The sequence below is a fragment of the Chitinophaga sp. genome (assembly GCF_036569125.1).
GTDB lineage: Bacteria > Bacteroidota > Bacteroidia > Chitinophagales > Chitinophagaceae > Chitinophaga.
Window position 1 is genome coordinate 1 of the sequence record NZ_DATCRF010000607.1, and the last position, 11,699, is coordinate 11,699.

The following is an 11,699-nucleotide window of genomic DNA, read 5'->3' on the forward strand; positions in this document are numbered from 1 at the left end:
AGGTAGGCCTTTGCGGATTCACATGTGCGGAAAGGTCCTGCCGCAGGTTGTATTTATACACTGCAGCCAGGTGGCTTTTAATTTTAGCGGCATCCATAATATCATCCAGCCCGCAAACCCGCGCTATCCAGGCTCCCAGCACACCATCAGACAAACAGCCGGCGCCGTATTGATATTTAGGACCTTCTTTTTTTAACAGCTCCAGGGCTTCCGGTGAATAAGCGCCGCCGAATGATTGCGCCTTTACGGGATCGGGTGCATTCAAGCCTGTCCACTGGATCTTCTGAATAAAAAATTCACCATTATAAAGTTCCGTTTCCAATTGCTGCCTGCCTTTATTATACAGTTCTTTATAGTCAGCTGCATCCTGGTGCAGGTGTTCCGACATTTCAGTGAAGGCGCGCAATGCGCCCAGGTAAAAGCTGGTGCACATACCGGTAGCGCCCCAGAACTCTATATCGTAGGTGTTATGATGCGGCTCTTCTATCAGGCCTTTTTTGCGTGGGTCCCAGGTTTTGATGCAATAGTCCAGGCTTTTTTTCACAGCGGGATACATGGTTTGCAGCCACTTGTCATCGCCCATGATCCTCCATTCGCGGTACACTTTCATAATGCCACCCAGCTGCCCGTCGGCAGCAGAATGAAAAGTATGCTTCACTTTAGTGATGGGCATATTTGCGCGGAACACCTGGTGCCCTGCTTCATTCTGATCTTCATTAAACTCCGTTTCCCGCAGGCTTCTTTCCAGCACCGGGAACAAATGCGGCACTGCCTGCGCATAGTTCCATACATGCGTGCAGGAGCCGTGGCAGCTTCCCCAGCTGTCGCCGGAGCCTTCCCAGGCCCAGAACCGGCCATCATAGGGCCGCATCACGGTTGTAGATTTTAAAATGGTAAGGTTAGCTGCTATTGCTTCCAGCACTTCCGGCGGCAAGGTTGAATTATAAAATGCTTTCTGAAACAGTAACGACTTTTGCTGCAGTGTTTCGTAATGCTGCTTCCAGTAATCTGCAATGCTTTGTACACTATTAAAACGGTTGCTATACCAGGGGCGGTAATACCTTGCTTCAGTGTGATCGGCTTCGTCCTTTTCCTCAAACTCACCGATCCTCAATGTGGAATGCGGCACATACCAGGCCATCATTAAGCGGATGGTTTTCTGCTGGCCCGGCGCCAGTGTAAAAGGTACATACAGGGAGGCGCCAGGTGCATTTGCATCCACCGGCGGCGTGTTCCGCAACTGTCCGTCGCTTATGGTGTTCCATACCATAGAAAGCGGATCAAACCAGGCGCCCCTGAACCAGCAGTGATCTACTACTGTTGCGCCCTCATTGGTAAAGATGGCGAAATGGCCTTCTTTTGAAGGCGCCTGCTGGGTGCCTGCGGAAGAAAGTATAAAACCATTGCTGATAGCGCCTATACTATTGGCAGCATCCTGCTGCTGCATAAAGTTGCGGGAGTGGTAAGAGAAGATCAGCTCCTGCGCACTGCTGCCGGTATTTTTGAAAGTATATTCCAGCCCGCCTACCGGCAGGCCTGAATGATCTTCATCATTGGGTATAAAAGGATTCCAGGCCTGCAGGCTTACGGAAAGCGGCATGCTTTCATCTTTCATGCTTACTTTCCCGAAAGGAAATCCTGCCTCAAATTCAGCGGTTTCAAATCTTGGCAATCCCCAGGTAGCCCCGCCCCTGCCGCCTAAGCCGGAATCACGCTGCCCGAATTTTTTCCAGTCCGGCACCTTCCCTTCCAGCACACGGGGTGCATGGCCTTTTATTTTTATTGCTGCAAACATGGCCGGCTCATGATAAATTTCCGGCACATGCCTTACCGACATATGAGAGATAGCGCCTGTACCTTCCACGCAAAACATGCCGGTACCAATACCTCCTACCGGGAAGGCGATCATATTATTGAACTCACCGGTATACGCGCTGTTGTACCTGCGCGGCGCTGAAGGGTTTTCCTTTATTGTTTTCTCCCGTTCTGTTGTATGGCTTTCAGCATGCAGGGTTAAGGGTGCAAGCCCGGCGCCAAGGCCGCCAAGCGCAATATTCTTCAGGAAGTCGCGGCGCCTGTTGGGTCTTTTCATAACGCAATGTTTTAGTTCCTGAACTAAACTTATGCAATAATGATGTGAACTGCAATTGTACAAACAGGTAAAGCCAACATCTTATCAGAATTTGCACATTTTTTACAGGTTCCGGGAAAATTGCCGGATAATAGCTGCCTGCTAATTAACAGCAGCGGTTATATCCCAAAGCTTACCGCTTTGCGTGTTTGTTAAAATACCCTGGTAAATTCCTGCGGCCGATTGCTCGGGGGTTAAGGGAGCCTGATCACCACCTAATTTAGTTTGCACCCAGCCGGGGTGAACCGGTGTTACACGAATGCTGCAATCGGCCAGGCGGGTGGCCAGCATGGCGGCATACATATTAATAGCTGCTTTTGATAAGCGGTAACCGGGGCCATTGGGCGCTGCATTTTCCGGTAAGCCCATATTGCTGGAAATGAAAATTACCTGTCCGCCTTCGTTCATATGTTCCAGTAAAGGCTCTGTAAAAAACACAACGCCGGTAATGTTGGTGTTGATGGTTTGTGTGAAGGCATGGTACTCCGGCTCCACGGCAAATACATCCGGCGCTGCGCCTGCATTGTTGATCAGCAGATCAATACCGTTTGTTAGTGTAAGGATACGCTCAACGGCCTGCCGGCTGCTTTGCCGGTCTGTGGCTTCCAGGGCAACGATCTGCAGATCCGGATGCGAAAGCTCTTCCAATACCCCGGACCTCGTTGTGCCAATAACGTTATAACCTTCGTTCAATAGCTTTTTAGTGAGCGCCAAACCTATTCCACTGCTGATACCTGTAATTACTGCTGTTTTATTTAACCTGTTCATACTGTTGTTATTTAACCTGTTTTAATTACCGCCTAAACCTTTTGCTTCCCAGGCGCCGCTTTGCAGCAGCAATCCGAACCAGTCTTCCAGGTGCCAGGTATGCGTAAGCTTTCCGTCTTTAAGATGGTGGAACTCATGCAGGGCCAGGGCTACTTTTTTACCGGTAGCCGGAATACCCATTAATTCGCTGCTGTGTGTAAATACAAAGGAGGCACGCACACCGGCGCGTTCATAGGTGCCGTAAATTTCATGGATCACAATTTCCACATCCGGGAAGGTGGATGAAAACCAGCTGATAATATCCTGTAATCCTTTAGGACCTGCTGCCTGTCCGGGTCCGAGGGGAATATCCTGCCAGTCAGGGGTGCATACCTCATCCAGCAGCTCCGGCTGTTTTTTCTTCCAGGCGCTGTAAAAAACTGTTATAGCGTTACGCTCTGCGGCTGTTAATGCTTTAACCATTTCCGGCTGTTCATGTTGTACTGTCATAATTCATTTGTTTATGCATACAAAGGTCGTTACAGGGGAAGGTATCGCTATGGTGAGGTTTTCAGTTTATAAAAAATTCCCCTGAAACCTTCCTTTTCAGAAAGACTTCAGGGGAATTATATTTCCCGGGCTGATGCCGTATTTAGTTCTCTTTCATCTTTGCCTGGATCTCTTCCAGGGTTAAATTCTCTCCTACCACAATCCCTTTTTCATTCAATAAGAACATGGCAGGAATAGCCCGGATCTTCCAGGCATTGGCCGTTTTACCGTTATCCAGGAAGCTGGGCCAGGGCAGCTGCTCTTCTTTCTGCGCCTTTAACCAGTCTGCCTCTTTTTTGTCGATAGATACACTCACGATCTGCACACCTTTGGCCTGCAGGTCGGCATAGGAACTTTTCATAGCAGGAATGGCCCTGCGGCAGGGACCGCACCAGGAAGCCCAGAAATCAACCAGCACATATTTATGGCCTTTGGTGAGCGAAGCAATATCCGTAGGTGTATTTGTTGATGCCTTTAGATCCAGCAGGGGCGCCGGTTGCCCTGCAAAGCCTTTCGGGTTCAGCTGCTCGTTCAGCAGCTTACCATAATAACTATCTTTTGCTTCCTGGGAGAACTGCTCGTACACAGGCTTATCCTTTGGAGTAAAGTAGTTGTACAGGTCCAGTGCAAAGAACGGGCCCCACCAGGTATCTTTATCATCACGGATAATTTTTTCAAACGTAGCGGTAACCAGCTTAAAGAAAGCAGATTCCCTTGCATCCATTTGTTTATAAGCTTCAGTTTCCTTCAAAGACTTCAACAATACGGTGTCTTTGTTTTTATAAGCTGCGTTCACCTTTTCTGAAATTTCTTTACTGGCTTCCCTGTTAGCCATGTAAATGGAATCCAGCATTTCCCGGGGCGCTCTTTTCTGAAGGTATTGTGTATGCACATCGCTTCCCTTTACGGTCATGTGCTCAAATTCATATGATTTATTGTCGCCGTCCCCTGAAAGCCGGGCATCACCTGTCAGGGTGATCTCACCGCTTTGCACCATCAATGAATAAAAACCGCGGGGCTCCACTAACCGGATATAAAAAAACCGGGGCTCAGGCACTGATCCTTTTAATTCAAATTTCCCCTGGCTTACCGTTGCAGTTGCCACAGGCGCTTCGTCCTGATGGGTGGCTCCGGGCAGCAGCTCTATTTTGGCTCCATCCGGCAATCCTTTGATATGGCCGGTAATTGTAAAGGGTTTTGACTGGGCATATCCGCTGTATGTAAATACTAACAGCAATAATAGTAACGGGAGATTTCTTAGGTTGAATTTCATATGCGTTAAAGTTTTACTTGTTTACATTTTGTGTGATGGTTCCATTCCCAGGGTTCTTAATAGCGCCCTGGGGAAACGGCATGGTCCATAAATGAGAGTTGGGTGCAAGCGAAAGGCTGGCGCCATTTTCTTTCTTGGTTAATGTGCGGGCATATTCCGGATCTTTATTCAGGCGGCGCATGTCTGCAAAAGGCGTAATGCCCAGGATCAGCTCATTGCCCTTGGTGCGCTGGATCAGCTTTACTGCATCCTGCACCGTGGTGGCGCTAAGCGCAGTATAATACTGCGGCAGGATCCGTTTTACCCTAACGGTATTTAAGGTATTCATAGCTCCCGGAACATCATTCTGGCGGGCCTGGCATTCTGCTTTGATCAGGTACACCTCTGTGGTGGTAAATCCACCGTAATTAAAGAATCCTGTAGTTATGCTTTTGTAATAGGTATCTGCGCCTACGGTCCTTAATTTCCAGCGCGAGCTAAACCGGGCGTCTCCCTGCTCAAAGCGTGTTGCACGGTCGGTACGGATGTTTACTTCAGTGCTGGAATATTGCCTGCCGCCATGGCGGAAGCTGTAGTTCTCCACAAAATCGTATCCCATTGGGGAGGGTGCATTAACATACTGGTCCGGCGCTTCGATCTGTGTTTTGTATTTGTTGTAGAACTCCGTCCAGTCGAAGAGCTTATCATTTTGTTTCAGCGCTTCATTGGCTTCGCTCAGGGCCTGGGCATATTGCCCCATTTGCAGATAGATGCGGGCGGCAAGCGCATGGGCGCTGCCCAGGTTTGCGTGCAAAATGGTGGCGCCCTGAGCGCGCAGGTCCGGCAGGGCTTCCTGGATATCCTTCAACATAAAATCATACAGCTCTTTAATGCTTACCTGCGTATAGGCGGCGCCGATATCCGCACTTAGGATCAGCGGCACAGATAATTTGCCGGCAGCTGTTGCTTCCTCATAGGTATCTGCATAATAATTAGCCAATACAAAGTAGTTCAGCGCTCTCAGGATCTTAGCTTGCGCGATCAGCTGCTTCCGGTCGGCATCACTGCTTTCCGTGGCATTTCCCGCGTTGGTAATAATCAGGTTACTGGTTGAGATGGCGGAATATGCATTGTAATAAGTGCCTTCATCGCTGTTATTGAAAGCAACACGGTCTGCACTTTCGTCCCAGTTATAATTGGCATTATACAGCTTATAGTAGCTCAGGTTTGAGGCGGTCTCAAACTTATCATTCAGTAAAAGAATAGCCTGGGTAATATCCATGCGCTGGTTGGTATATTCATCCCGCAGCAGGGCGTCAAAATCGGCCAGGGTGGTCGGGATCTTCCTCCCTTTGGGCACAATGTCCAGGTATTTTTCGCAGCTGCTCAGGCCCATTACCAGCAGCAGCGCGGCGATCTTAATTGTATTTAACAGTATCCTTTTCATTAATAATATTTTTAACGGCTAGCTTTTTAAAAATTCAGATAAGCACCCATCACATAATTAGGCGGATAGTAACCTCCTAATAAATACTTGGCGGTTTTGTTGGCGGCGATCATAAACAGGTTTTCCGCATTAAACTGCAACCTTACATGCTCTATACCGGCTTTCCGGCTGATCCTTTCCGGCAGGCTGTAAGCCAGGGAAATGTTACGCATGCGCATGTTAGATGCATTCAACACATTAATGTCCGCGTTCTTATAAATATCATAGCTCTGGCTGTTGTAATCCGGGTCTTCTGCAAATACAGCCCGGGGCACCTGCGTATGGTTCTCATCGCCGGGGTTACGCCAGCGGTTCACAATATCTTTATTAACCACACCTATGGTTGATACATAACCGAAAAGGGCAGAGTTGTAGGCATTTCCCAGCATGGGAAGGAAAGTATTCCTTATTTTATGGCCGCCTTCAAACGTCAGTAAAAAGGAGAGCACAAAATTTTTGTACGACACAGAGCTGTTAAATGAACCGCTGTATTCAGGTACGGTGGATCCGGCATAGACGATAGATTCCAGCGTGGCAGGGGAATTGAGCGCCTTTCCGCCTTTTTCATCATATACCTGCGGTAATCCTTTTTCACTGAGCCCCGCCCAGCGATAGCTGTAAATGGCATTATAGGGATTACCGATCCGCGGGTAGGCCTGGGGATAATCCAGCTGCAGGAAATATACCGGCGCTTCTACATTCACATAGGTAACCTTGTTCTTATTACGTGCATACTGCAGGGTAGCGTTCCAGGTAAGGTCCTTGTTGCGGATCACATCTGCAGAAAGGGATAATTCAATACCCTGGTTAAGCATGGCGCCATTATTAATGGAGTAGGTGGCATAACCAAAACCTTCCGTGGGCACGCCCATGGTGTTTGCCAGCAGATCGTTCCCCTGTTTATGATAATAATCTATTGTTCCGCTCAGGCGGTTATCAAAAATGGCGTAGTCCAGCCCAACGTTAGTGGTGGTGGTTTTTTCCCAGGATAATAATGGGTTAGGGCGGGAAGCAATGGTGCCATATAAACCGCCTACCGTGTTATTGGAGTAGTAGTTTGCCGTCATGTAAGGAGCTGCATCTTTGGCAATGTTACCGCTTATACCGTAGGATGCGCGGACCTTCAGCAGGTTCACCCAGTTCACATTAAAAAATGATTCTTTATAGATGTTCCAGCCTGCACCTGCGGACCAAAGCGGTTTATTCTGGTACTTGGAATTGGTGCCCCAGAGATTAGAACGGTCCCAGCGCAGACTGCCTGTGAGCAGGTACTTATTATCGTAGGCATATCCGGCATTGGAATAGATGGATATAAACCGGTTGACGATCTCACGCTGTGTGGCCACATCATTTGCGCTGAAACTACCGCCGCCCAGGATGGCGCCCTGCACAGTGCTCAATGCCCTGGCATCAATGAGGGTATACGTCAAAACCTCCGGATCATAATTATACAGGTAGCGGGTATTGTATTCCAGCTTGGTTTGCCGGGTTTCCGTACCTACTATGGCGGTAAGGTTATGTTTATCTGAGAAGGTCTTATCTATATTCAGCTGCTGGCGGAAGTTATAGGCTACGTTCCGCTGGTTTACTGTATAGTTAATATTCCCGTACGGTAAATTAAAAACCGTTGCGCCCCCTCCTGTGCTGCCGGCAAAGCTGTTCACTTTACTGCGTACATAATAAGAGTTCTTGTCGTACAGCTGATCTAACTGGTCATTTGCATACTCATACTGGAAGGTGGACTTATAAGACAGCCAGCTGGTGATATCTGCATTCAGCTTTACATAGGAGCGGTTGCTGAACCCCCTGGTGTTTGAGAGGCTCATGGCCTGTTCATCCAATGGAGTAATATCCATATTATAAAGATGATAGTCATTGATCAGCGACATGGTGTTCTTGCTGAAGCGGGAAGCAGCGGTTGAGGTAAAATTGCTGCCGTCCGCATTCACCAGGCGGTCGTAAGGCTGAAAGGCGTATCCCGGCGATAGTGGCCTATTCTGCTGGCCCCGGGCATCGCTATACTGGAGGTAATTACTCAGCTCAAGGCTCAGCCATTTATTTACTTTGAAAGTATTATTGATGTTCAGGCCCAGCATCTGATCTTTAGCAAACTTATCTTCATAATTATTATGACGGTAAGTAACGGAAGCATAAAATGAATTTTTCTCCGTGGCGTTGCCCACGCTCAGGTTATGCTGCTGGTAAAAGGGATTACGCTTAGCGTATTTCTTCACATCGTCATAATACTGGTACCCGCCGCCTGCCAGCTGGTTCAGCTTTGTGTTAAGATCTGCTTCTGAAAGCGTGCCTGAATAGTAACGCAGCAGCGCGTTAATGCCCTGGCTGGGATAGGCCATATTATCCAGCAGGGAGCTGGCATAAGCGGCTGCACCCGGCCCTTTTAAATTCGGATTAGCTGCGGCCCATTCTTTTTCCAGGTCAACGATGTCTGCGGAGTTGGTAAGATTACCGGTGTAAACGCCAGGGGTAGAAAATGTAAAAGTTGTGGATGCAGAGATCTGCGGCTTTCCTTTTTTGCCTTTACGGGTAACGATCACTACTACCCCATTGGCAGCCCTGGCGCCGTAGATGGATGCAGCGGCTGCATCTTTTAATACGGTGATGCTTTCTATATCTTCCAGGTTTAAGCCGGGCACCGCTTCTGTAAGCGAGCCGGTTTCTGTATAGCGTGTATTCTCTACCGGAAAACCATCCACCACATATAATGGAGTAGTTACGCCATTCATGGAGGTGGTGCCCCTGATCAATCCATTATTATAACCGGGTATGCGGCCCTCCAGCAGGGAACCTATGCTGCTTAAACGCTGCTGCTGCAGCTTACCGGCCGATATGCTGGAAAAGGAACCTGTTACACGTTCCTTGGAAAGTGTTTGATAACCGGTAGAAACGGTGATCTCTTTCAGCTCGCCTGTTTGCACGTTCAGGGCTACACTGCCCATTTCCGCAGCGGCGTTTATGGCGATGGTTTTATAACCAACAAAAGAAACCTGCAGCACCGCATTTTCCGGCACATCCGGCAAATAGAAATCCCCGTTCTCATTGGCAAAAGTTTGCTTCGGGCTGCCCTTTATTCTTATAGTAGCTCCCGGAAGCGGGGTGCCGTCCTCTCCTGTCACCTTTCCCTTTACATCAATGTTGCTGGCTGCTGTTACGCCATTTGCGGGATCTGCTGATTGTGTATGTGTTTGTTCCTTTTGCTTTACCAGCACTGTTTTATTCCGGATGGTAAATTCAAGCGGCTGGCCTTTGAAGATCAGCTCCAGCACATCTTTGAGGGCAGCATCCTTCACCTGGATATTTACTTTGGCTGCCTTTTTCAGAATAGTGCTGGTTACCATAAAGTCATAACCGCTCTGGTCACTGATCTGGTCAAAAACATTAATAAGCTCTTCATTTTTGGCTGATAATGTAATTTTTTGCGCATAGGTACTGGCGCTTACCTGCATAAGCCCTGCAAGTAAAAGCAAAGTGATTAGCTTCATAATTCTACTTCGTTTGTATTGTTCCTGTAAAACGCACCGCATTGGGTTGCATGATCTGATCATTATTTGGTTGATATTTGTTCCTCCGGATTGTCATGCTAAACAACCAGCCTGAATGCGATCAGACCGGTTGTTCTATTGGCGTAGATTAATTAATGGTTGGTGGTGATCCTACGACCAATTTTTCCTTCTTAGATTAGATTCCAGTCAATAATTTTTACGGCATTACTGTTACTACCCTGCCTTCTACTTTAAATTTTACGGCATTTGAATAACTCAGCATATCCAGTACTTCGCTGATATTCTTATTCCGGGAAATATTCCCGCTAAACCGTTCTTCCGGTAATTTCCCTTCGTATCTCACTTCAATATTATACCATCTGCCAAGCTGCAGCATGATCTCATTTATGGAGCCATTGTTGAAACGGAAATAACCGTTCTTCCAGGCCATGGCTGTTTTAATGTTTGCCGGCATGATCATGACCGGGCTGTTTTCTTTCACGATGGCCTGCTGCCCGGGTTTAAGGACCGCTCCATTGCCGGCATCAGCATTTGCTACCCGTACAGATCCATCCAGCAAAGTGGTGACCGTTGCCGCTGCGTCCCTGTAGCTATTGACGTTAAAGCGGGTGCCCAGTACCTGTACCTCCTGCCGGGAGGTTTTAACGATAAACGGATGTGCCGCATCCGGCGCGATCTCGAAGTAAGCCTCCCCGCTTAATTCTATGCTGCGTTGCTTTAACGATGCAAAAGATGCCGGGAACCGGATGGAAGATGCGGCGTTCAGCCATACTTCGCTCTGATCCGGTAAGCGCAAACGGTATGTTTCCCCATTGGCGGTCGTGAGCGTATTCATTACATCCGTACCTGCTGTTTGCTGGTCTTTTATTTCATACACTACCTGTCCGCTATCCGTTTTACTGATGCTTACACCCGCCTGCTCTGCTAATTTGCCGTTGGCCGCATCAGACAACACGATCTTTGTTCCATTGGCCAGGGTGAGTGTGGCAGAACTTTTACCCGGCGCTATATCATTTGCATACCTGGCTGCCTGCTTATGCCGGCCTGTTTGCAGGAACAGGTAATATGCAGCGCCCAGCATCAATACTATTGCGGCAGCAGCTGCAATCTGTTTCCAGCTGATCCGTCCCGGTAGTTTATGCACTGCTTTCTCCTGCCGGATCTGTTGTGTTACTTTGCTATAAATGTTTGCCAGCCTCTGATCCACATCCCGTACGGGAACGCTCAGCTCCTGCTGTAGCTGCAGCTCCTGCAGGATCAACTCTTTTAAAGCCGTCTCATTACCCGGAACTTCAAAATATTCCAGGAGCATTTTTATTTCCTCCCCGGAACATTGATCCCGGAGGTATTTTTCAAATAATTCTTTCATGAACGGTGGTTAATAGCTAATACACCGCTGCGGGAAATTCCAATTACTCCGGCTGCAGAAAAATTCATATTAATTATTTTGTTATACATATATTTATTATGGGCAAAAGATTGCAAATCTACTGGCAGGCGATAATTTAAGCAAGCCCCTGCTGCGCCCCATATAAAAATTGGAGCGAATTGTTTTAAATTTGGTTATAACTTGCTGCTGTTGGTGAAAATTGTAGAGGACACATATCAGAAAAAATTACTTCTCCGGCTCAACCGTGGCGACGAATCAGCATTTAACGAGCTTTACCAGGCCTATAGCAAGCCATTGTATCTGCGCATATTAAGGATGGTAAAAAACGCCGACATTGCCGATGAGCTGTTACAGGAACTTTTCATTAAGCTCTGGAATGCACGTGCGGCTGTTGACAGCGAAAAGTCGTTCCAGGCCTACCTGTACACCATTGCGCAAAACCTGGTGTATAACTACTTCCGGAAAGCTGCGCACGACCAGGCGCTGATAGAATCCCTGATCATAAATGCCGCCAACTATTACCTGAACGGACAGGAACTACTTGAAAATAAAGAAACCGCAGCTATCTTAAAGCAGGCCATAGAGCAGCTGCCGCCGCAAAGGAAAAGAGTTTTCCAGCT

Annotated in this window: 8 protein-coding genes; 1 reads left to right on the top strand and 7 read right to left on the bottom strand. The window is 47.9% G+C overall.

What is annotated here, in order from left to right; translation table 11 throughout:
• The 7 genes from VIM87_RS22685 to VIM87_RS22715 all read right to left on the bottom strand — a co-directional run.
• Window positions 1-2,092 (bottom strand): GH116 family glycosyl hydrolase (locus tag VIM87_RS22685; protein WP_331999215.1); only part of this gene is annotated, 2,092 nt, incomplete at its 3' end.
• Between the two features lie 141 nt (window positions 2,093-2,233).
• A complete protein-coding gene (locus tag VIM87_RS22690; RefSeq protein ID WP_331999216.1) occupies window positions 2,234-2,899 on the bottom strand; it encodes an SDR family NAD(P)-dependent oxidoreductase in 666 nt (221 codons plus the stop codon).
• 21 nt (window positions 2,900-2,920) lie between these two features.
• Window positions 2,921-3,388 carry an ester cyclase gene (locus VIM87_RS22695; protein WP_331999217.1) on the bottom strand — a complete coding sequence of 156 codons (468 nt, stop codon included), beginning with the start codon at window positions 3,386-3,388 and terminating at the stop codon, window positions 2,921-2,923.
• Window positions 3,389-3,530: 142 nt separating this feature from the next.
• Window positions 3,531-4,700 (bottom strand): TlpA disulfide reductase family protein, encoded by a 1,170-nt coding sequence (locus VIM87_RS22700; RefSeq protein ID WP_331999218.1) that lies wholly within the window; start codon window positions 4,698-4,700, stop codon window positions 3,531-3,533.
• Window positions 4,701-4,713: 13 nt separating this feature from the next.
• The gene (locus VIM87_RS22705) at window positions 4,714-6,126 is read right to left on the bottom strand and encodes a RagB/SusD family nutrient uptake outer membrane protein (protein WP_331999219.1); all 1,413 of its coding nucleotides are present in this window, start codon (window positions 6,124-6,126) and stop codon (window positions 4,714-4,716) included.
• A gap of 26 nt (window positions 6,127-6,152) precedes the next feature.
• Window positions 6,153-9,668, bottom strand: coding sequence for a SusC/RagA family TonB-linked outer membrane protein (locus tag VIM87_RS22710; RefSeq protein WP_331999220.1), 3,516 nt, complete (start codon window positions 9,666-9,668; stop codon window positions 6,153-6,155).
• Window positions 9,669-9,885: 217 nt separating this feature from the next.
• Window positions 9,886-11,058 (bottom strand): FecR family protein, encoded by a 1,173-nt coding sequence (locus VIM87_RS22715; RefSeq protein WP_331999221.1) that lies wholly within the window; start codon window positions 11,056-11,058, stop codon window positions 9,886-9,888.
• Window positions 11,059-11,271: 213 nt separating this feature from the next.
• Between VIM87_RS22715 and VIM87_RS22720 the strand changes: the two genes are divergently transcribed.
• On the top strand, window positions 11,272-11,699 hold a 428-nt coding region (locus VIM87_RS22720), incomplete at its 3' end, for an RNA polymerase sigma factor (protein ID WP_331999222.1).

What these genes read in the sequence shown, in the direction of transcription:
- VIM87_RS22715 (WP_331999221.1), bottom strand. Translation starts at nt 11,058, where the DNA reads ATGAAAGAATTATTTGAAAAATACCTCCGGGATCAATGTTCCGGGGAG.
- VIM87_RS22695 (WP_331999217.1), bottom strand. Translation starts at nt 3,388, where the DNA reads ATGACAGTACAACATGAACAGCCGGAAATGGTTAAAGCATTAACAGCC.
- VIM87_RS22710 (WP_331999220.1), bottom strand. Translation starts at nt 9,668, where the DNA reads ATGAAGCTAATCACTTTGCTTTTACTTGCAGGGCTTATGCAGGTAAGC.
- VIM87_RS22700 (WP_331999218.1), bottom strand. Translation starts at nt 4,700, where the DNA reads ATGAAATTCAACCTAAGAAATCTCCCGTTACTATTATTGCTGTTAGTA.
- VIM87_RS22690 (WP_331999216.1), bottom strand. Translation starts at nt 2,899, where the DNA reads ATGAACAGGTTAAATAAAACAGCAGTAATTACAGGTATCAGCAGTGGA.
- VIM87_RS22705 (WP_331999219.1), bottom strand. Translation starts at nt 6,126, where the DNA reads ATGAAAAGGATACTGTTAAATACAATTAAGATCGCCGCGCTGCTGCTG.